Source organism: Pseudomonas sp. 2024-210 (genome assembly GCF_045062345.1).
GTDB lineage: Bacteria > Pseudomonadota > Gammaproteobacteria > Pseudomonadales > Pseudomonadaceae > Aquipseudomonas.
The window spans coordinates 72,948-94,301 of record NZ_JBJGEJ010000016.1; the positions used below are offsets into that span (position 1 = coordinate 72,948).

The following is a 21,354-nucleotide window of genomic DNA, read 5'->3' on the forward strand; positions in this document are numbered from 1 at the left end:
CGCTGCTTTTATTGCGATTTCCTGACCCGCAGGTACCACTCGGAGAGCAGTCGTACTTGTTTGTCGGTGTAACCCCGTTCGACCATTCGCGTCACGAAGTCATTGTGCTTTTGCTGATCCTCTTTGCTCGCTTTGGCGTTGAAGCTGATAACCGGCAATAGATCTTCGGTGTTGGAGAACATTTTCTTCTCGATGACTACCCGCAGTTTTTCGTAGCTGAGCCAGGTCGGATTCTTACCGTTGTTGTTGGCGCGAGCACGCAGCACGAAGTTGACGATTTCGTTGCGGAAATCTTTCGGGTTGCTGATGCCAGCCGGTTTTTCGATTTTTTCAAGCTCCTCGTTGAGGGCCACACGATTGAGGATTTCGCCCGTTTCCGGGTCGCGGTATTCCTGATCCTGAATCCAGAAGTCTGCGTACAGCACGTAGCGGTCGAAGATGTTCTGCCCGTACTCGCTGTAGGACTCCAGGTAAGCAGTCTGGATTTCCTTGCCGATAAACTCGATGTAACGCGGGGCCAGGTATTCCTTCAGGAAGCGCAAGTAGCGTTCGCGGGTTTCGGCCTGGAATTGTTCTTGCTCGATCTGTTGTTCCAGCACGTAAAGCAGGTGCACCGGGTTGGCGGCAATTTCGTGAGGGTCGAAGTTGAACACCTTGGACAGAATCTTGAAGGCGAAACGGGTCGAAAGGCCGTTCATGCCTTCGTCAACACCGGCACTGTCGCGGTATTCCTGAATCGATTTGGCTTTCGGGTCGGTGTCTTTTAGGTTTTCGCCATCGTAAACCCGCATCTTGGAGTAGATATTGGAGTTTTCCGGCTCCTTAAGGCGTGACAGCACCGTGAACTGTGCAAGCATCTTCAGGGTGTCAGGTGCGCAATGGGCTTTGGCCAGCGAGCTATTGAACAAGAGTTTGTCGTAGATCTTGATTTCATCGCTGACGCGCAGGCAATACGGCACTTTGACGATGTAGATCCGGTCGATAAACGCTTCGTTGTTCTTGTTGTTGCGGAAGGTGTGCCACTCCGATTCGTTGGAGTGAGCGAGCAGGATGCCGGTAAACGGAATCGCGCCCAAGCCTTCTGTACTGTTGTAGTTACCTTCTTGGGTCGCTGTGAGCAGCGGGTGCAAGACCTTGATAGGCGCCTTGAACATCTCCACAAATTCCATCAGGCCTTGGTTGGCCCGGCACAGCGCGCCTGAGTAGCTATAGGCATCGGCGTCGTTCTGCGGGAATTCTTCGAGCTTGCGAATATCAACCTTACCGACCAGGGCTGAAATGTCCTGGTTGTTTTCGTCACCGGGTTCCGTTTTGGCGACGCCGATCTGGTTGAGAATCGAGGGGTAGAGTTTAACCACGCGGAATTGGCTGATATCACCGCCAAACTCGGCCAGCCGTTTGGTTGCCCATGGAGACATGATGGTGCTCAGGTAGCGCTTTGGAATGCCAAAGTCTTCTTCGAGAATGGCACCGTCTTCAGTGGCATTAAACAAACCCAAAGGCGATTCGAAGACGGGCGAGCCTTTGATCGCGTAGAAGGGGACTTTTTCGATCAGTTGTTTCAGTTTTTCGGCCAGTGATGATTTACCGCCGCCCACCGGGCCCAGTAAATAGAGGATTTGTTTCTTCTCTTCAAGGCCCTGCGCCGCATGGCGGAAATAGGAAACAATCTGGTCGATGCATTCTTCCATCCCGTGGAAGTCTTCAAAGGCCGGATAGCGGCGAATCACTTTGTTGGAGAAAATTCGCGACAAGCGAGAGTTGGTCGAGGTGTCCAGCAGTTCCGGTTCACCGATGGCCAGCAGCAGCCTTTCAGCGGCTGAGGCGTAAGCGCTTTTATCGTTTTTGCACAGCTCCAGATATTCCTGGAGCGTGAGCTCTTCCTGGCGTGTGGATTCAAAGCGTTGTTGGAAGTGGCTAAAAATACTCATGACGTCACCTCGCTCGATACGTGGAGTCGGCGATTGATCGGTCAGCTCGAGTGCTGGCATGCAGCAACATTACAGTTGCTGTGTACCCCCCAGAACACCATCAATGGGTCTAACCCGTTGAAATTACTACTGATAATCCACTCACCGGTGTACCGGCTCTCCCCAGATTTGGATGGCCTGAGGTAAAGGATAGTTGGTAATTGGAGAGGTCAAGGAGAGATGCGTGATTTGTTGGGTTTGACCGTTGGTCAGGCAGGGCGCCAGCCCACTGATCACGCGGGCTTGACGCGAATAAAAATATTACTCGGCTGGGTTTTGGGCCGTTTCTTTCGGATAGGTTGCACGCCATAGCTCGAATCCACCATCAAGGCTATAGACCTCGCTAAAACCCTGGCCGACCAGGTACGCCGCAGCACTTTGGCTGGAGTTACCGTGATAGCAGGCGACGATCAGCGGCTTGTCGAGATCGGCGTTGGCAATGAAGTCGTGCAGGGAATGGTTGTCGAGGTGCTTGGCACCACTGATATGGCCGGCGGCGAAAGCCTGTGGGTCGCGGATATCAACCACAACAGCACCTTGCTCGCGCAGGGCTTGAGCTTCTTGAGGCGGGATACGTTTGAATTCGGTCATGTAGGGTTCCTGTGGCCTGACAGCGGGCGATCTTAGCCTGCGTCCAAAGGGGTAGAAGGTGGGGTGGGCAACGTGTGGGCAAGGCTAAGGTCATCGCAATCGCAGCTCAGTTTCTGACCCGTGTCGACGTTGAGCAGGGTCATGGAACCACCCCAGACACAGCCGGTATCGAGTGCGAAAATCCCGGGTTCCTTGCAGTTGCCTTCCAGTGCAGCCCAATGCCCAAAGATGATTTTGAGGTCTTGAGTCTTACGTTCTTTGTAACTGAACCACGGTGCATAGCCGGGCGGTGCCGTACCGACACCTTCCTTGCTTTTGAGGTCGAGTTTGCCATCGCGGGTGCAGAAACGCATGCGTGTGAAATAGTTGGTAATAACTCGCAGGCGTGCGACCCCGCTGAGGTCGTTGTCCCATTTTGCCGGCTCGTTACCGTACATGCCGTCGAGAAATGGCCCTAATAAGTTGTCGTCACGAAGAGCGTGTTCGACTTCGTTGGCGTATTTGAGGGCTTTTTTCAACGACCATTGCGGCGGAATTCCGGCATGCACCAAAGCGGTATTGCGCGCTACATCGTAATGCAGCAAGGGTTGCTGGCGCAGCCAGTTCAGCAGTACGTCGCAGTCGGGTGCCTGAAGGATTTCGCGCAGGGTGTCGCCTTTTTTCAGGCGTTCTACATTGTGGCTCACAGCCAGAAGATGCAGGTCGTGATTACCCAGCACGCAAACTAGTGATTCACGCATTTGATACAGGAAACGTAACGTCTCCAGTGATTGCGGACCGCGATTCACCAGATCACCCACCAGCCACAGTGTGTCTTTGGCAGGGTCAAAGGCCACGCGCGCCAATAGGCATTTAAGCGGTTGCAGGCAGCCTTGCAGGTCGCCAACCGCATAGACCGCCATCAGTGCAGGGCTCCGGGCATGGCAAGGAGGAAAGGCGCAATAATCGCCTTGAACTGTTCGCCGTCTTCGGCGCGCATGAGAAAGCTGCCTTGCATGTTGCCGACACGAGTGCCGATGACCGAGCCGCTGCTATAGACATGTTGCTGACCTGCGGCGATCAGCGGTTGTTGACCGATAACGCCAGCACCGCGGACTTCTTCCACATGACCGTCACCGTCTGTTATCACCCAGTGGCGGGAAAGCAGTTGTGCGGGAAGCGAGCCATTGTTCTGCACCGTGACCGTATAGGCAAAAGCGAAGCGCTTTTGATCTGGCTGGGACTGTTCTGGCAGGTAACGCGTGACGACGCTGACGTCGATCTGATAGCGGGGATCGGACATGCGAGAGGCCTTACTTGAAAGCGAAGACACAGTTCGGGATTTAACTGATGCCTGAGTCTAGGGTCTGTTCCCGTTTCAATGCAATGCGCGTCGCTGCTGCAATGAAACGGGAATAGACCTTAGGCTTGGTACCGCCAGGGTGCTCGGCGATCAGTCGGCAGCGGGCGCTGCGACGGGTTGCTCGCTGAGTTTGTCGGCCAGGCGCACGAAGGCAGCCAGGTCGAGTTGCTCTGGACGCTTGCTGCCATCGACGCCTGCAGCCTCGATTTCAGCGTTGCTGAGCAAGGCTTTAAGCGTGTTGCGCAGGGTTTTGCGGCGCTGGTTGAAGGCTTCGCGAACGACGCGCTCCAGCAGGCGATGGTCTTTGGCTGGATGTGGCAGGGTTTCGTGCGGCACGAGACGGACAATCGCGGAGTCGACTTTTGGCGGCGGATTGAACGCACCCGGGCCCACGTTGAACAGGTGTTCGACGCGGCAGTGGTACTGAACCATGATCGACAGACGACCCCAGTCTCCGCCGCCAGGGCCTGCGGCCATACGTTCAACCACTTCTTTTTGCAGCATGAAGTGCATGTCACGAATCAGATCGGCATTTTTCAGCAGGTGAAAAATCAGCGGTGTGGAGATGTTGTAAGGCAGGTTGCCGACTACGCGCAGTGTGCGGGGGGCGGCGTTGAGGCTTTTGAAGTCAAACTTCAGTGCATCGCCTTGATGCAGGGTGAAGTTGCTCATGCCCGCGAACTGCTGGTTGAGGATTGGAATCAGGTCTTTGTCGAGTTCAACGACATCCAGCTGGCCGCCGCTGTTCAGAATACCTTTGGTCAAGGCACCCTGGCCCGGGCCGATTTCCAGCAGGCGATCACCGGCTTTGGCGTTGATGGAACGCAAAATGCGGTCAATTACGCCTGCATCGTGCAGGAAGTTTTGACCAAAGCGTTTGCGCGCTTTGTGTTGGAATTGCTCAGTCATAAACGGGTCTCGGACATCTGGTAGGCGGTTTCCAGCGCGACTTGCAGGCTACCGGTATCGATTTTGCCGCTGCCTGCCAAATCCAGGGCTGTGCCGTGGTCGACAGACGTGCGGATGATCGGCAAGCCCAGCGTGATGTTGACGGCGGCACCAAAGCCTTTGTATTTCAACACGGGCAAGCCCTGATCGTGGTACATCGCCAGCACTGCATCGCAGTGTTCCAGATATTTTGGGGTAAACAGAGTGTCGGCAGGCAACGGGCCATGCAGGTCCATGCCCTCGCTGCGCAGGCGCTCAAGCGTAGGTTCAATAATGTCGATTTCTTCATGGCCCAAATGACCGCCTTCACCGGCGTGCGGATTGAGCCCGCAGACCAGAATACGCGGTTGGGCAATACCGAATTTTTGTTGTAGATCCGCGTGCAGAATGCGGGTGACCCGCATCAGGCGCTCGGGGGTTATAGCATCGCTGACCTGACGCAGGGGCAGGTGAGTGGTGACCAACGCCACGCGCAGTCCGCGCGTGGCGAGCATCATCACGACTTGTTCGGTCTGGGTCAGGTCTGCGAGGAATTCTGTGTGGCCGGAGAACGGAATCCCGGCTTCATTGATCACGCCTTTATGCACAGGAGCGGTGATCATGCCCGCGAAATCGCCTTCGACACAGCCACGTGCAGCACGGGTCAGGGTCTGCAGCACAAAGGCTGCATTGGCCTTGTCCAGTGTACCGGCGGTGACGGGGGCGTTAAGCGGTGTATCCCATACATACAGGCTACCGGCGGGTGCCGGCTGATCAGGCCAGTCAGCAGGTGTGACAGCGAGCAAAATGACCGCCACACCCAGTTGCGCAGCCCGCTCAAGGAGCAGGTCGCGGCTGGTGATGGCAATCAGGGGGTGCGGCTGGCGTTGCGAGGCGAGTAGCAGGCACAGGTCGGGACCTATGCCTGCCGGTTCTCCGGGTGTCAGTGCAAAACGCTGTGTTTTCACTGAGCTGCCTGGTTAGCGCTCTCTTGCGAGTCGGCGCCTGGCAACTTGATCTCTACATAGGCTTCGTCACGGATCTGACGCAGCCAGTTTTGCAGCTCTTCATCGTACTTGCGGTTACGCAAGGTGTTCATGGCTTGCTGCTCGCTGGCTTTGGCGGTGTTGTCGACTGCGCGACGACCCAGTACTTCCAGTACATGCCAGCCGTATTGAGTCTGGAATGGCTTGGACAGCACGCCTTGCGGGGTGTTTGCCATGACTTCGCGGAACTCTGGAACCAGCGATTGCGGGTTGATCCAGTCCAGGTCGCCGCCGTTGAGGGCTGAGCCTGGGTCTTCCGAGTAAGTTTTGGCCAGAGTCGCGAAATCTTCACCCGATTTGACGCGGTCGTAGATTTTGTCGATCAGCTTCTTGGTGTCGTCTTCGGTGCGGATTTCGCTCGGTTTGACCAGAATGTGGCGAACATGAACTTCATCCGTCACAACCGTGTTACCGCCGCGCTTTTCATTCACCTTGAGGATGATGAAACCCGTCGGGATGCGGACAGGCTTGGTCACGTCGCCTGCGTTCATCCGGCTCAGCTCTTCATCGAACGGCGGTGGCAATTGAGCCGCTTTACGCCAGCCCATGTCGCCGCCTTCCAGCGCGTTGTCGCTGCTGGAGTGAGCGATGGCCAGCTTGGCGAAATCCGCGCCTTGCTGGAGCTGGTTGTAGATATCGACGGCCTTTTTGCCTGCTGCCTGAATATCTTCCGAGCTCGCGCGATCAGGCGTTGGAATCAGAATGTTGGCCAGACGGTACTCGTCGGACTGCTGCATGGCGCCCATTGGCGACTTGAGGAAGTTCTTCACTTCCTGGTCGGTCACCTGGATGCGCTCTGCCACACGGCGCTGGCGCACCCGGCTGATGATCATTTCACGGCGCACCTGCTCGCGCGCATCTTCATACGACAGACCATCGTGGGCCAGTGCCTGACGGAACTGGTCAACGGTCATGTTATTGCGCTGGGCAATGGTGCCGATGGCCTGATTCAGTTCTTCGTCGGTGATGCGGATGCCGGAGCGTTCGCCGATCTGCAATTGCAGATTTTCGACGATCAGACGCTCAAGCACCTGCTGATCCAGAACACTGGCAGGAGGGACATCCTGACCACGCTTGGCAATGGTTTGCTGAACTTCCTTGACCCGTTGGTCGAGTTGGCTCTGCATGATCACGTCGTTGTCGACGATGGCCACAACCTTGTCAAGGGGCTGTACCGCGGCGTGAGCCGCAGTACCCAGGAACAACGCGCCCAGCAATAGCGGGCGCAAACACTCAGAAAGCTTGATCTTCACGTTCACGATAACCTTGGATGCCTTTGTCGAGGAAGCTCTCTACTTTGGTGCCGACTACGCCACCGAGACCTTTCAGCACAACTTGGAGGAAGAGACCATGATCGCCCTTCTCGTTTTGAGGGGCTTCTTGGGTGTACTCGTCGTTGGAGACCCAATAACGGCTGATCAGACGCAGTTTCCAGCAGCAGTTGTCGTACTCGAAACCACCAAAGGCTTCCAGGGTACGGTTGCGGTTGTAATCGTACTGCCAGCGGCTGATGGCGCTCCATTGCGGCACGATCGGCCAGATAACCGAGAAGTCGTGCTGCTGGATTTTGTAGTAATCCTTGATGTAACCCGGCTGACCCTTGGTGCCGTAATCACCACCGCCGACTACCCACTTACCGGTGTACTGGTCGTAGCGAACCTGATCGTTGCGATAGCGATAGCCGAGGTTGACGATCTTGTTCGGATTGTCTTCAGGCTGGTAGTGCATCATCGCGCTGCCAGAGCGTGGGCTGTGGGTTTCTGGGTCCCAGTTGTAATCTGCGGTTGCACGCCAGTCGCGGTTGAAGCGATAGGCGTACTCAAGCGCATACGGAGATACGTCTGAGGTCGCATCCGAGCGATCTGCGCTAATACCCGGCAACTGAACCTTGCGGTCCTTGAAGTAGTACGCCTGGCCGATGCTGACACGCTGACGCTCAAAGCCGTTGTCTTCGATCCAGCGACTGGTCAAGCCCAGCGACAGTTTGTTTTCATCGCCCACGCGGTCACTGCCGGTGAAGCGGTTGTCACGCCACAGCGAGGAGTAGCTGAACGTGCTTTCGCTGGTGTCGAAAACCGGGATGTCGTCCTGATTGCGCTCAGGGACATACAGATAGAACGCACGCGGTTCCAGCGTTTGGCGATAGTTGGTGCCGAACCAGTTGGTATTGCGGTCGAAGTACAAGCCGCTGTCGACGCTGGCGATAGGGACGCTACGGTTGACTGAGCTGTCGAATTTATCGCCAGCAGCCAGCGTGCTCTTGCCCTTGCTGTCCAGATCAAGATCGTACTGGGTGTACATGTACTTGAGGGTTGGCGTCACATAGCCGTAGCTAGCCGTCATCGGCAAGCTCATGGACGGTGCCAGATTCAGACGGGTGCCGTTGGCGCGTGCCAGGCCTGCGACGTTGTTGTCGAGGCGTGGGGCTACAGTGCCATCTTCGTTGGTGTAATCACCATTTTCCAGATCGCGCTCGAACCGCACCAGTTCAGTGTTGTAGTTGAAGTTCACGCCACCCGGGTGATACGGCAGGGCACCATTGAAGGTGAGCTGCGGCATCTGGTTGTACGGCGTGACCTGGGTCACGGTCGACAACTGGTAAGCATGCACGTTCAGCTTGGCCGTGTAAGAGTCGCCACGGTAGCTGACGGCGGCTTGCTGATTCAGGTAGTCGCGGTTTTCAACGCCGATCTGGTCGGTTTGCAAGTCCTGGAAGTAGTACGGGTCGCTGACCTTGGTGTAGTCGACTTCCGTCAATACACGCGAATCCAGACCGCCCTTGTGCTGCCAGTTGAGCAAATAGCGCTTGTCGGTGTAATCCGACTGATCCTTACGTTCGGTTTCATCGTCGTTCAAGTACGCGGCGCCGAACTGACCTTCGCTGGACTCTGTCAGGTAGCGGAACTCGCCTTCCATCAACAGGCCGCGCTTGGTCATGTAACGCGGGTACAACGTGGCATCGTAGTTCGGTGCCAGGTTGAAGTAGTACGGCGTCACGAGCGTAAAGCCGGTGTCGGTGCTGCTGCTGAAAGACGGCGGCAGGAAACCGGACTGGCGGCGATCGTCGATCGGGAAATAGATGTACGGGGTGTAGAAGATCGGAATATCTTTAACCCGTAACGTCACGTTGGTGGCCGTACCGAAACCGGTGGCCGGGTTCAACGTGATGTTGTTGCCTTTGAGCTGCCAGGCGTTGCTGTTCGGTTCGCACGTGGTGTACGTACCGTCCTTGAGACGGATGATTGCGTCTTCGGCACGCTTGGCGTACAGCGCACTGCCGCGGATGCGCGACTTGTGCAGGATGTACTCGGCGTTGTCGACCTTGGCAGCGCCAGTGTCCAGCTGAACGTCAGCGTGATCGCCGACGATCAGAGCGCCGTTGTCGCGCAGACGGACGTTGCCATTGAGTTCGCCGCGGCTTTCAGCCTGATACAGGCTGGCTTCGTCGGCTTCGACCTGCATGCTGCCCTGACGCATCACAACGTCACCGGCCAGGGTTGCGACCTGCGATTCCTGCTCATAGCGGGAGGCTTTGGCGCCCACAAACGTCGGCGAGTCGCTTTTGCTGGTGGTGTCATTCATGCCCGGACGAATAGGCTCGACATACGAACCCGAGCAATAAGGCCCGGTTTCGGCCAGCTGTGCAGGCGTGAGCTTGTCGCGAGGCACCCAGTCAAGGTGGCTATAGTCGGCACTGCGTGCCTGCAGCCCACGGCCCTTGGCTGACGTTACCAGCGGGGCAGGAGCTTCTTGCTCGCTCACCTCGCCTGTAGCATCGGCCACAGCAGTGCTGTGCGCTGGACGGGGCGGTAATTGCGCAGCCGTCGTTTTCGGCGAGCAATCCCAGCCTCCCGAAGCCGACACGGAACAGTCATACTGCTCCTCGGCAACAGCGAACGGCATGGCTAGGGGTTGCATGGCCAGCAAACTGCCGGTTACCAGCAACGGAAATTTTTTACGAAACGCGGGGGATTTCAATGCCATCTTATTAGTCCGGGCTTCCTGCGTGCCATCAGCCCGCGGTGGGGGACCGCACGCCTATCGATGGTCTGGAAAAGATTCTGGATAATAAAGCATGACCCGCTTGACGGCTAGCGCCGTCGGAGACCCTTGTAATGCCTGACCAAGATGTACGCTTGCAACACCTTAAAGATTGGCTCGATGAGCAGCTGGCAACCTTGTTTTCGACGCAGGGTTGGGGCGCTGTACCCCCGGCCACGTTGACTGCCGCCAGCAGTGACGCGAGTTTTAGGCGCTATTTTCGCTGGGAGGGCGAGGGCCGCAGTTTTATTGTGATGGATGCGCCGCCCCCCCAGGAAAACTGCAAACCTTTCGTCGAGATTGCCGATTTATTGCGAATCAGCGAGATAAATGTTCCGAAAATTTATGCTCAAGACCTGGAGCGCGGCTTCTTGTTGCTCAACGATCTGGGCAATAAAACCTTTCTGGACGTGATCCACAGTGATAACGCTGAAGGTCTGTTCAAGGACGCCATTGAGGCCTTGCTGGCCTTCCAGCAATTGCCGATGGATGCGCCGTTGCCCCGTTATGACGAGGCTTTGCTGCGTCGTGAACTTGAACTCTTCCCCGAGTGGTATGTGCGTCGCCACTTGGGCATTGAGTTCGATGAACGGCAACAGGCCCTGTGGCAGCGGATCAGCACGCTGTTGATCGACAGTGCGCTGGCGCAGCCCCAAGTCTTGGTGCACCGCGACTTTATGCCGCGCAACCTGATGCTCAGTATTCCTAACCCCGGCGTGCTGGATTTTCAGGATGCGGTGTATGGCCCGGTGACGTATGACATCACCTGCCTGTTCAAGGACGCCTTTCTCAGCTGGCCAGAAGAGCGTGTGCACACGTGGCTCAACGATTACTGGCAACTGGCAGCGCCACTGGGTATACCCGTGGGCGACGACTTTGATGCGTTCTGGCGCGACAGTGATTTGATGGGCGTGCAGCGACATCTGAAAGTGATCGGCATCTTTGCCCGCATCTGCCACCGCGACGGCAAGCCGCGTTATTTGGCCGATGTGCCGCGCTTCTTTTCTTATATAGACGCCGTTGTAGCGCGCCGCCCGGAATTGGCCGAATTGGCTGAGTTGTTCGCCAGCCTTCCTGCGTCGCCTGAGGCTGTGCAATGAAAGCGATGATTTTGGCGGCGGGCAAGGGTGAACGCTTGCGTCCTTTAACCCTCCACACACCTAAACCGCTGGTTCGCGTGGGCGGCGTGCCACTGATCGAGTACCACCTGCGTGCACTCGCGGCGGCGGGCTTTACCGAGATCGTGATCAATCACGCTTGGCTGGGCCAGCAGATAGAAGATCACTTGGGCGATGGTTCGCGTTTTGGCGTCAGTATTCAGTATTCGGCCGAAGGCGAACCACTCGAAACCGGCGGCGGTATTTTTAAAGCATTACCGCTGTTGGGCGATAAACCTTTTGCCGTGGTCAACGGTGACATCTGGACCGACTATAGCTTCGCTGGCCTGCGCGCGCCTTTGACGGGGCTGGCGCATCTGGTGCTGGTCGACAACCCGGCGCACCACCCCAAGGGTGACTTCTGCCTTGCGGGTACACAGGTGCTCGATGCCCCGCCGGGAAGTGACACCTTGACCTACAGCGGTATTGCCGTACTGAGCCCGGCGTTGTTCGAAGGTGCCGAGACGGGCGCATTTAAACTGGCCCCGTTACTGCGCAAGGCCATGGCGGCCGGGCGCGTGACAGGCGAGCGTTTGCAGGGGCAATGGGTGGATGTAGGCACTCATGAGCGTTTAGCTGAGGTTGAATCGTTGATTAAGGGCAAGGACTAAGATGCTGTGGCCAGGGACTCTGATCGGAGCCGGTGCCGGCTATTTAATAGCCAGCATTCCGGGGGCCATGTTGGGCGCTTTATTGGGACAGACGCTGGACCGGCGCCTGCAACTGCACAGCTGGGCGCATCTGCGAGAGCGCTTGGGCGGTCGACCGGCGCTGCGTAATGATGAGTTGCTGTTCGTGCTGCTGGGGCGTCTGGCCAAAAGCGGCGGGCGGGTGGTGGACAAGCACATCGCGCTTGCCCGACAGGAAATGCGTTTGCTCGACATGGACGGCTCCGCGCAGCAAAGAGCGATTGCGGCTTTCAACCGCGGCAAGAGCGGGAGTGATTCTTTACGTGGGGACCTGCGGCGGTTGAGCCGTCAGCCGCATGCGGCTGAAGCTGTACTGCGTGCCTGTTGGCGGATGATGTGGGCAGACGGTCGAGTGGACCCAAAAGAGCGTGAGTTGATTCTGCTCTGGGGGCGATGGTTGGGCTGGAGCGCTCAACACGTGCAGGCTCTTGGCGCGGATTACGGCCCGCAAAAAAGACCGCCGGCAACGCGAGGAGGCACTTATCAACAGTCGCTGGCGTTACTTGGCGTGACCGCTAACACTGAGCCGGACCAGATCAAACGTGCGTACCGGCGTTTGCTCAGTCGTCACCACCCGGACAAAGTGGCCGGTAGCGGGGCCAGCGCAGCCCAAGTGCGCGAAGCCACAGAAAAAACCCGTGAGCTGCATCACGCTTACACACTTATTCGCGAGCAGCGCGGCTTTCGTTAGTGGGTGCTGGCTGAGGGCTGAGCCAGCCACGCACTCTGCGCATTAACTGTTCCTGCTCGGCTTCGCGGTTGCCGGGCAAGGCCATCAATCCTACTTGAACAACGTTGTGCTGGTTCGCCCGTTTGCTGGCTTGCAGGCGTTGCAAAGCGCTTTTGCGTGCCTGCAGTGTGTCGTTATAGAAAACATCCAGTAAGCCCACCGTGAGCTTGGGAGTCAGTTGACTCAATTCTGGTGTCACCTGATCGGGCGTTACGGCAGCCACCATAATTAACTTCGCGATCTGGGGCGGTTTCTTTTCGTTGATATACCGGGCTGCCCAGTAAGCGCCGGTGCCGTTGCCCAGTAACACGACCGTGCGCATGTTTTGTTGCTGGGCAAAGGCCAGCGCCGCGTCAATGCGTGCAAAGATTCGCGCAGCATCCGCGTTGCTCATGGCCTCGAATGATTCACTGGCTTGCAAGGGTGTCGCGGTGCTGTCGGTGCCAGCACTGGCGGCTTGCTCGATGGGTTTGGCTGTGGTGCTGGCGTCTTTGCTGCTACTGTTCGGCGCAGGCTCTGTAGGAGGTTTCTCTTGCTCAACAGGGCGAGGCTGGCTGGCTGTGCTCTGCATGTCGGGCAGGCTCAGGCTCAGGCTGGCCCAGTTGGCGTCAGGCAGTTTGCGCCGTAACGGGCCGACAGTGACGGGCCAGTCAGCGTTTTCGCCGGCGCCCGGAACAATGATCACCACACCACTGGGCTCGCTGTTGTTGGCAGGCTTCCAGAGCGCAAGAAAGCTGTCTTGGCCTGCTTGCAACGGCTGCTGCTCGTTTTGCGCCACGTGCCGCTCAAGGGCGGCCGCGTCTTCCTGGCTGCGTTCTTGCAGCAGTGGGCGAACTTCTGGCTCGGCAATCGCGGGATTGGTTTCGGGTGCCGGGTCGGCGGCCAGCACCGGGAGAGCGCAGGGCAGCATCAACGACAGAGAGACGGTTGCAAGTGCCAGACGGTAAAAAGACATCGGTTAGTCCAGGCCAGAAGTAATCCCGGCAGCCTAGGGTCTGTTCCCGTTTCATTGCAAGCCGTGTCGCGGCTGCAATGAAACGGGAACAGACTCGAATGGGTTAGTCAGTATGTGTCAGGGTGTGAGTATTCAGATGAAGCGGTTTTGCTGTCTGTTGGTTATCGGCTGGTTATCGCTGCCCTTTATAGGCCAGGCTGCATCCATACCTGCCGCGCAATTGAACGCCGAACAGCAGCAGTGGCTGGCGCAACATAAAGCGCTGCGTGTGGGGCTGGTGTTGCAGGCCCCCTATGCCAAATTTGACCAGCGAATGCAGCGCTTGTCCGGGGCGAATGTAGAACTGATGAAATGGCTGGCGCAAAGCTTGGGCATTGAGTTGGTCTGGCGTAATTACCCCGACCTTGCGCAGCTTGAAGAGGCCGCTCGTAGCGGCGAGATCGACCTTGCGCCGGGTTTGACACAAACCCCGGCAGGCTTACGTTTGTGGCTTTTTTCTGACCCTTATATGCGAGTTCCGCAGTTGCTGGTCGGGGAGCGTACTGGCGGGGGGGCGGTTGACCTTGAGCGCATTGACAGCCAAACCCGTGTTGCAGTGCGCATGCCCGGCGTCACGGCTGACTTTTTACGCGCCAGTTACCCGGGGCTCAATCTACAAGGCGTCCCGCTGGAGCGTCAGGCCTTGCAGCTGTTGCTGAGTCAGCAGGCCACCTATGCGGTAATCGACGAAGCACAATTGGCGCGCCTTTCCGCAGAGCCCGAATTTGCCGGTCTGGCGGTGGTGGGCGATATAGGGTTTCCACAATTGCTACGGGTAGCAACGCGTCAGGACTGGCCGCAATTGGCTGCCATTGTGGAGCGAGGGCTGCATGCGATTCCCGCCCGCGATATGGAACAACTGCACAGCCAGTGGCTACAACCTAAATACCCGCGTGCGGGTCAGTCTCCTGGCTTTTGGCAAAGCCTTTGTATGCTGATCAGTGCGCTGTTGCTGGCAAGCATTGCTTTGGTGGTGTGGCAGCGCCGGCAACAGAGTGCTTTGGAGCATGCTTTGTTGAAGGCGCGTGAAGAGGTCGTACAGAGTGCCGCCAGCGCTGAAGCCTTGCGCCTGACCCAATTTTCAATTGATCAAAGCCCGGTGGGCATTCTCTGGGTCAACTGGGACAGCCACGTTCGCTACGCCAATCAGGCCGCCGAAGCGCTGTTGGGTTGCTCGGCGGGGGCGGTGCTGGACAGGCCATTAAGGGATTTCGAACCCGGCCTGACAATGGATCGCTGGTTGACGTTATGGCGCCGCGCGCGCGCCGATGACGTCGCTGTTCAGCGCATCGAAACGCAGTGCGTGCGTGCCGATGGCAGTGAGTTTCCGGCCGACGTGACCTTGAGCTTTCTGCGCTTCAAGGATGCGGAGTACCTGGTGGTGTACCTCAATGACATGACAGAGCGGCGCCGTGTCCAAGCGGCTTTGCAGGAAAGCGATGCCCGCCTGCAAGGGATCGCGGCCAATGTTCCGGGGTTGGTGTTCCGTCTGGAGCGTTCTTTGCTGACCGGCGAACTGGATTTTCCGTATATCAGCGAAGGCAGCGAAAACTTGGCGGGCTATTCGCCAGCGACGCTGCGTCAGCGTGAGGTGGGGCTGCGCAGTCTGGTGCATCCGCATGACAAGGCGGATTACCATCGCGTGCAGGACATAGCGCTGAACAGTGACAGTGACTGGTCGTGGCAAGGGCGGATTCTGACTCGTCAAGGTCAGCAGCGCTGGGCTGAGATCAAAGCGATAAGCCGACGTCTTGGCGATGGCACAGTGGTGTGGGATGGCATCGTCTGGGACATCAGCGACAGTAAACGCATCGAGTTGGAGCTGGACCGTTCCCGCGGTCAATTGCGTGAGTTGTCGGCGCACCTTGAAAGCGTGCGCGAAGAAGAGAAGGCCCGGATTGCCCGCGAGGTGCATGATGAGTTGGGTCAGATGCTGACGGTACTCAAGCTGGAAACCTCGATGTGCGAATTGGCCTATGCCGACCTTGACCCGGGGTTGCGAGAGCGCCTCAACAGCATGAAAAAACTGATTGCCCAGTTGTTTCAGCTGGTGCGAGACGTGGCCACCGCGCTGCGTCCGCCCATTCTCGATGCCGGGATCAGCTCTGCCATTGAATGGCAGGCCAGACGCTTTGAGGCGCGTACGAGCATTCCGTGTCTGGTGCAGGTGCCTGAGCATTTGCCGCCGCTCAGTGCCGCCAAAGAAGTAGGGCTTTTCAGGATTTTGCAGGAGGCCCTGACCAATGTGATGCGCCATGCGCATGCACACACCGTTGAGTTGACCTTGTGTGTTGAGGGGCAAGAGCTGTGCCTGAGCATCAGCGATGACGGCCTGGGGTTTATACCCGTGACCGACCGGCCGACCTCCTTTGGTTTGGTCGGCATGCGCGAGCGGGTGTTAATGCTGGGGGGGACTTTGACCCTGCAGAGCCAGCCCGGCGAGGGAACCCTGCTGAGCGTACGGGTGCCGTTAAATCAACACCTTTAGTGATCATTGATAAGGAAGTAGCCGTGATTCGTGTACTGGTAGCTGAAGATCACACCATCGTGCGCGAGGGCATCAAGCAGTTGATTGGCCTGGCTAAAGACCTGTTGGTGGTGGGGGAAGCCAGTAATGGTGAGCAATTGCTGGAAACCCTGCGCCATGTGCCCTGTGAGGTGGTGCTTCTGGATATTTCAATGCCCGGCGTTAATGGGCTGGAAGCCATTCCGCGCATACGCGCCTTGAATAACCCGCCGGCCATTTTGGTGCTGTCGATGCATGACGAAGCGCAAATGGCTGCCCGGGCGCTGAAGTTCGGGGCGGCGGGGTATGCGACCAAGGACAGCGATCCGGCGTTACTGCTGACGGCAATTCGAAAAGTGGCTGCAGGCGGGCGATATATCGACCCGGAGTTGGCGGATCGAATGGTTTTCGAGGTGGGCTTGACCGATGAGCGACCTTTGCATGCCTCACTCTCCGAGCGTGAATTCTCAGTATTCGAGCGACTGGCTCAAGGCGCCAACGTCAACGACATCGCCCATCAACTGGCGTTGAGCAGTAAGACCATCAGCACCCACAAAGCGCGGTTAATGCAAAAACTCAACATCACCTCGCTGGCCGAGCTGGTGAAATACGCGATGGAGCATAAGCTGGTTTAACACCTGTTCTCGTAGCAGCTGCCGAAGGCTGCGTCCGGCGACGAAGTCGTCGTTAAACCCTCTGGCGCATTGTGTCAGGACGTCCGTGTATTCCGTTTTACGATCGCTACGCAATCGGACGCAGCCTTCGGCAGCTGCTACGGGGACTGTGGATTCGATATTGCGTGTCTATTTACGACCCTTTCAACACGATCTTCAGCCTTATTGTTGAGCGCGCCTGTATCCAGCGTTCCATTCACGACATTCGTGTAGGGCGCCCCCTACACAAAACCTTCCAACTTGCCGATGGCATTCTCTCCTGTGCCCCGATTTCTGTGGGCTGACGGCTTCTTTAGGCTTGAGCCACAGCAGTCCAAAACAGAAGGTGTGGCTATGGGTGAGGTCGGTGCAAGCGCTGGGTCGAATGATATTTTGGTCAGCTTTCGTGGCGTGCAAAAAAGCTATGACGGCGAAAACCTGATCGTCAAAGACCTCAATCTGGACATTCGCAAAGGCGAGTTCCTGACCTTGCTCGGGCCGTCCGGTTCGGGCAAAACCACTAGCCTGATGATGCTGGCCGGTTTTGAAACACCCACTGCCGGTGAAATTCTGCTGGCGGGGCGGGCGATCAATAACGTGCCCCCGCACAAGCGTGACATCGGCATGGTCTTTCAAAACTATGCACTGTTTCCGCATATGACCGTGGCCGAAAACCTCGGGTTTCCCTTGTCGGTGCGCGGCCTCAATCGAACGGACATCAGTGAGCGGGTCAAGCGCGTATTGAGCATGGTTCAGCTCGATGCTTTTGCTCAACGCTATCCGGCGCAACTGTCCGGCGGTCAGCAACAACGGGTGGCGCTGGCGCGGGCATTGGTGTTCGAGCCGCAACTGGTGCTGATGGACGAACCCTTGGGTGCTTTGGACAAACAACTGCGTGAGCACATGCAGATGGAGATCAAGCACCTGCACCAACGCTTGGGCGTGACCGTGGTGTACGTGACCCACGATCAGGGTGAAGCCTTGACCATGTCAGATCGGGTTGCGGTGTTCCATCAAGGCGAAATCCAGCAAATCGCTCCGCCGCGCAGTCTCTACGAAGAACCGAAAAATACCTTTGTGGCCAATTTCATTGGTGAAAACAACCGCCTCAATGGTCGCTTGCACAGCCAGGAGGGGGATCGCTGCGTGGTCGAATTGAGCCGTGGTGAAAAGGTTCAGGCGTTGGCAGTGAATGTCGGGCGCACGGGCGATCCGGTCACCCTGTCGATTCGGCCCGAGCGCATCAGTCTCAATGGTTCCAGCCAGTCTTGCGCTAACCGGTTTTCGGGCAGAGTCGAAGAATTTATCTACCTGGGCGACCACGTGCGGGTACGGATGGAGGTCTGCGGCAAGACCGATTTTTTTGTGAAACAGCCGATTGCCGAGCTGGATCCGACCCTCGCGGTTGGGGATGTCGTGCCGCTGGGCTGGCAGGTCGAACACGTACGTGCGCTGGACCCCCTCATAGAGGCGAATTAATCGCCCTGGCTTCACCAACCCTGTGGAGAGTAACGATGCAAGCATCCTTTAAGTTAACGGCCCTGAGTCTGGGCTTGCTGTTCGCCGCCAATGCATTGGCGGCCACCGACCTGACCGTGGTTTCGTTTGGCGGTGCGAACAAGGCAGCACAGGTCAAAGCGTTCTATGCCCCTTGGGAAGCCAAGGGGGAAGGCAAAATCATCGCCGGTGAGTACAACGGTGAAATGGCCAAAATCAAGGCCATGGTTGATACCAAAAGCATTTCCTGGGATCTGGTCGAGGTTGAATCGCCTGAGCTGTCCCGTGGCTGTGATGAGGATATGTTTGAGGCGCTGGACCCTGCGCTGTTCGGTAATCCGGAACAGTATGTCAAAGGGGCCATCCAGACCTGCGGTGCCGGGTTCTTTGTGTGGTCGACCGTATTGGCCTATAACGCCGACAAGTTAAAAACCGCCCCCACCAGTTGGGTGGATTTCTGGGACACCAAAACCTTTCCGGGTAAAAGGGGCCTGCGAAAAGGCGCCAAGTACACCCTCGAATTCGCGCTGATGGCGGACGGGGTTGCTCCCAAGGATGTGTACACCGTTTTGGCCAGTAAAGATGGCCAGAACCGCGCGTTCAAAAAGCTTGATGAGCTCAAGCCAAGCATTCAATGGTGGGAAGCGGGCGCACAGCCGCCGCAATATCTGGCCTCAGGCGACGTAGTGATGAGTTCTGCCTACAACGGCCGGATCGCAGCTGTACAAAAAGAGAGCAACCTCAAGATTGTCTGGAATGGCGGCATCTATGACTTCGATGCCTGGGCTATTCCTAAAGGCCTGAGTGCTGACAAGGCTGCGGCCGCGAAGAAGTTCATGGCCTTTACCCTGCAACCGCAACAGCAGAGTGTTTATTCGCAAAACATCGCGTATGGCCCGGCGAACAAGGATGCAATGGCCTTACTGCCTAAAGATATTCAGGCCGAGATGCCAACCGACCCGCAGAACATTGCCAATCAAGTACAGATTGACGTCAGCTTCTGGGCTGATAACGGCGAGCAGCTGGAACAACGCTTCAACGCCTGGGCTGCCAAGTAAGCAGCGCTGATACGCGGCGCGACCGTCTGGATCGCGCCGCCATCGTTTAAAGATTCCCGGAGTTTGCCATGGCCATCGCCGTTCCCCTGAACGAGGTCTCCAGCCCCACGTTGAAGAAGCGTCTTGCGCATGCCGAGCGGGTGAACCGCTGGAAAGCACAGGCACTGATTGCGCCGTTGGTTATTTTCTTGCTGCTGGTATTTCTGGTACCGATCGCAGCACTGCTCTATAAAAGTGTCGGCAACCCGGAAGTGGTTGAAGGCTTGCCGCGCACGATCGTGGCCGTGGCGGGCTGGGACGGTAAAGGATTGCCTGCCGAACCCGTTTATCGGGCACTCAGCGAAGACTTGGCCGAGGCGCGCAAGAATCAAGTGTTGGGGGATTTATCCAAACGTCTGAACATGGAGTTGGCGGGCTATCGCAGCTTGCTGATGAAAACCGCGAAGGCTCTTCCATTCAAGACCGCCCCCGGGTCATATAAGGACGCACTGGAGGGTCTTGACGAGCGGTGGGGTGACCCGGCGTATTGGCAGGCCATTAAGCGCAATACCTCAAGCGTAACGGCGTTTTACCTGCTGGCGGCGGTCGATCATCGTATCGATGATTTGGGCGAAATCGCTCAGGCGACGCCGGATCAATCCATTTACCTCGATATTTTTGCCCGCACCTTCTGGATGGGGTTTGTGATTACCTGCATCTGTCTGGTGCTGGCGTATCCGCTGGCGTATTTGCTGGCTAACTTGCCGGCACGCCAAAGTAACTTGCTGATGATTCTGGTGCTGCTGCCGTTCTGGACCTCGGTACTGGTGCGGGTCGCGGCCTGGATTGTGCTGCTGCAATCGGGAGGGCTTATCAACAGCGCGCTGATCAGCATGGGCTTGATCGATCAACCGCTGGAGTTGGTATTCAATCGGGTCGGGGTCTACATCTCGATGGTGCACATCCTGCTGCCTTTTATGATTCTGCCGATCTACAGCGTAATGAAGGGGATTTCCCCCACCTACATGCGTGCTGCCATCTCACTGGGCTGTCATCCATTTGCCAGCTTCTGGCGGGTGTATTTCCCGCAGACCTACGCCGGCGTCGGCGCGGGCTGCTTGTTGGTGTTCATCATTGCCATTGGCTACTACATCACACCTGCGTTGCTGGGCAGTCCGAACGATCAAATGGTCAGTTACTTCGTCGCCTTCTACACCAACACCAGCATCAACTGGGGCATGGCGACAGCGCTAGGCGGCTTGCTCTTGCTGGCGACCGTGGTGCTGTACCTGATTTACAACTGGCTGGTAGGCGCCACACGCCTGCGTTTGAGCTGAGGAGGTTGCGATGCTGAGTCCCTACATGTCCCCGATTGAGCGGGTCTGGTTTTACAGTTTGCGCATCCTGTGCGGGTTGATTTTGCTGTTCCTGATTTTGCCGGTATTAGTGATCATCCCGCTGTCATTCAACTCGGGCAGTTTTCTGGTGTACCCGCTGCAAGGTTTTTCGTTGCATTGGTATCAGGACTTTTTTGGCTCTGCGGAATGGATGCGTGCGTTGAAAAACAGCGTCATCGTGGCCCCTGCTGCGACGGTACTGGCGATGGTGTTCGGCACGCTCGCGGCGATCGGCCTGACCCGAGGCCACTTCCCCGGCAAAGCGTTGGTCATGGCGCTGGTGATCTCGCCCATGGTGGTGCCGGTGGTTATTATCGGTGTGGCCAGCTATTTGTTCTTCGCCCCGCTGGGGTTGGGCAACAGTTATTTTTCGCTGATCGTTGTCCACGCCGTGCTGGGTGTTCCGTTTGTGATCATTACCGTGTCAGCGACCTTGCAAGGGTTCAACCACAACCTGGTCCGAGCGGCGGCGAGCCTGGGGGCTTCACCGTTGACAGCGTTTCGCCGGGTGACATTGCCGCTGATTGCGCCGGGTGTGATATCGGGCGCCCTGTTTGCCTTTGCCACCTCTTTTGATGAAGTGGTTGTAACGCTGTTTTTGGCCGGGCCGGAGCAAGCGACTTTGCCACGGCAGATGTTCAGCGGTATCCGTGAGAACCTCAGTCCGACCATTGCTGCTGCAGCGACATTGTTGATCGGTTTTTCGGTCGTGTTATTGCTGACGTTGGAATGGTTGCGCGGTCGCAGTGAAAAACTGCGCACAGCACAGGCGTAGGG

The 21,354-nt window shown here is 57.2% G+C and carries 18 protein-coding genes; 9 read left to right on the forward strand and 9 right to left on the reverse strand.

Translation table 11 applies throughout. The features are described from left to right. Nucleotides 1-8: 8 nt before the first annotated feature. From ACI7MX_RS19085 to ACI7MX_RS19120, 8 genes are all read right to left on the reverse strand, one after another. Nucleotides 9-1,931 carry a PrkA family serine protein kinase gene (locus ACI7MX_RS19085; RefSeq protein WP_153378041.1) on the reverse strand — a complete coding sequence of 641 codons (1,923 nt, stop codon included), beginning with the start codon at nucleotides 1,929-1,931 and terminating at the stop codon, nucleotides 9-11. Between the two features lie 300 nt (nucleotides 1,932-2,231). Continuing rightward, complete coding sequence (glpE, locus tag ACI7MX_RS19090) at nucleotides 2,232-2,561, reverse strand: thiosulfate sulfurtransferase GlpE (RefSeq protein WP_405590559.1); 330 nt, start codon at nucleotides 2,559-2,561, stop codon at nucleotides 2,232-2,234. A 32-nt stretch (nucleotides 2,562-2,593) separates the two neighbouring features. Beyond that, nucleotides 2,594-3,463: a symmetrical bis(5'-nucleosyl)-tetraphosphatase gene (locus ACI7MX_RS19095; RefSeq protein ID WP_405590556.1), complete on the reverse strand. Its 870-nt coding sequence runs from the start codon at nucleotides 3,461-3,463 to the stop codon at nucleotides 2,594-2,596. After that, complete coding sequence (gene apaG, locus ACI7MX_RS19100; RefSeq protein ID WP_405590553.1) at nucleotides 3,463-3,843, reverse strand: Co2+/Mg2+ efflux protein ApaG; 381 nt, start codon at nucleotides 3,841-3,843, stop codon at nucleotides 3,463-3,465. Before apaG ends, ACI7MX_RS19095 begins: the two co-directional genes overlap by 1 nt. A gap of 150 nt (nucleotides 3,844-3,993) precedes the next feature. Next, a complete protein-coding gene (gene rsmA, locus ACI7MX_RS19105; RefSeq protein ID WP_314489357.1) occupies nucleotides 3,994-4,812 on the reverse strand; it encodes a 16S rRNA (adenine(1518)-N(6)/adenine(1519)-N(6))-dimethyltransferase RsmA in 819 nt (272 codons plus the stop codon). Next, entirely contained in the window at nucleotides 4,809-5,798 is a 990-nt protein-coding gene (pdxA, locus tag ACI7MX_RS19110; RefSeq protein WP_405590550.1) for a 4-hydroxythreonine-4-phosphate dehydrogenase PdxA, read from the reverse strand. Before pdxA ends, rsmA begins: the two co-directional genes overlap by 4 nt. Beyond that, nucleotides 5,795-7,129, reverse strand: a complete 1,335-nt coding sequence (gene surA, locus ACI7MX_RS19115; protein ID WP_405590547.1) for a peptidylprolyl isomerase SurA — start codon at nucleotides 7,127-7,129, stop codon at nucleotides 5,795-5,797. Before surA ends, pdxA begins: the two co-directional genes overlap by 4 nt. Next, nucleotides 7,110-9,860, reverse strand: coding sequence for an LPS-assembly protein LptD (locus tag ACI7MX_RS19120; protein WP_405590544.1), 2,751 nt, complete (start codon nucleotides 9,858-9,860; stop codon nucleotides 7,110-7,112). Before ACI7MX_RS19120 ends, surA begins: the two co-directional genes overlap by 20 nt. A 131-nt stretch (nucleotides 9,861-9,991) precedes the next feature. Here ACI7MX_RS19120 and ACI7MX_RS19125 point away from each other — a divergent pair, with 131 nt between their 5' ends. From ACI7MX_RS19125 to ACI7MX_RS19135, 3 genes are read left to right on the forward strand one after another with little or no spacing between them, the layout of a single operon-like run. Continuing rightward, the gene (locus tag ACI7MX_RS19125) at nucleotides 9,992-11,017 is read left to right on the forward strand and encodes an aminoglycoside phosphotransferase family protein (RefSeq protein ID WP_405590541.1); all 1,026 of its coding nucleotides are present in this window, start codon (nucleotides 9,992-9,994) and stop codon (nucleotides 11,015-11,017) included. Then, nucleotides 11,014-11,685, forward strand: a complete 672-nt coding sequence (murU, locus tag ACI7MX_RS19130) for an N-acetylmuramate alpha-1-phosphate uridylyltransferase MurU (protein ID WP_405590538.1) — start codon at nucleotides 11,014-11,016, stop codon at nucleotides 11,683-11,685. Before ACI7MX_RS19125 ends, murU begins: the two co-directional genes overlap by 4 nt. Before the next feature lies 1 nt (nucleotide 11,686). Next, a complete protein-coding gene (locus ACI7MX_RS19135) occupies nucleotides 11,687-12,454 on the forward strand; it encodes a DnaJ domain-containing protein (protein WP_314489340.1) in 768 nt (255 codons plus the stop codon). Here ACI7MX_RS19135 and ACI7MX_RS19140 read toward each other — a convergent pair. Next, complete coding sequence (locus tag ACI7MX_RS19140) at nucleotides 12,426-13,448, reverse strand: alpha/beta hydrolase family protein (protein WP_405590534.1); 1,023 nt, start codon at nucleotides 13,446-13,448, stop codon at nucleotides 12,426-12,428. The two genes, ACI7MX_RS19135 and ACI7MX_RS19140, sit on opposite strands and share 29 nt — an antisense overlap. Before the next feature lie 136 nt (nucleotides 13,449-13,584). Here ACI7MX_RS19140 and ACI7MX_RS19145 point away from each other — a divergent pair, with 136 nt between their 5' ends. From ACI7MX_RS19145 to ACI7MX_RS19170, 6 genes are all read left to right on the forward strand, one after another. Continuing rightward, nucleotides 13,585-15,975 (forward strand): PAS domain S-box protein, encoded by a 2,391-nt coding sequence (locus ACI7MX_RS19145; RefSeq protein WP_405590671.1) that lies wholly within the window; start codon nucleotides 13,585-13,587, stop codon nucleotides 15,973-15,975. A gap of 23 nt (nucleotides 15,976-15,998) precedes the next feature. Then, a complete protein-coding gene (locus ACI7MX_RS19150; RefSeq protein WP_314489336.1) occupies nucleotides 15,999-16,628 on the forward strand; it encodes a response regulator transcription factor in 630 nt (209 codons plus the stop codon). A 372-nt stretch (nucleotides 16,629-17,000) separates the two neighbouring features. Next, nucleotides 17,001-18,125, forward strand: coding sequence for an ABC transporter ATP-binding protein (locus ACI7MX_RS19155; RefSeq protein WP_314489333.1), 1,125 nt, complete (start codon nucleotides 17,001-17,003; stop codon nucleotides 18,123-18,125). A 35-nt stretch (nucleotides 18,126-18,160) separates the two neighbouring features. Then, on the forward strand, nucleotides 18,161-19,201 hold the full coding sequence (locus tag ACI7MX_RS19160; protein ID WP_314489330.1) for an ABC transporter substrate-binding protein: 1,041 nt from the start codon (nucleotides 18,161-18,163) through the stop codon (nucleotides 19,199-19,201). 68 nt (nucleotides 19,202-19,269) lie between these two features. Continuing rightward, nucleotides 19,270-20,517 carry an ABC transporter permease gene (locus tag ACI7MX_RS19165; protein WP_314489328.1) on the forward strand — a complete coding sequence of 416 codons (1,248 nt, stop codon included), beginning with the start codon at nucleotides 19,270-19,272 and terminating at the stop codon, nucleotides 20,515-20,517. Between the two features lie 10 nt (nucleotides 20,518-20,527). Then, entirely contained in the window at nucleotides 20,528-21,352 is an 825-nt protein-coding gene (locus ACI7MX_RS19170) for an ABC transporter permease (RefSeq protein WP_122784180.1), read from the forward strand. The last annotated feature ends 2 nt before the right edge of the window (nucleotides 21,353-21,354 follow it).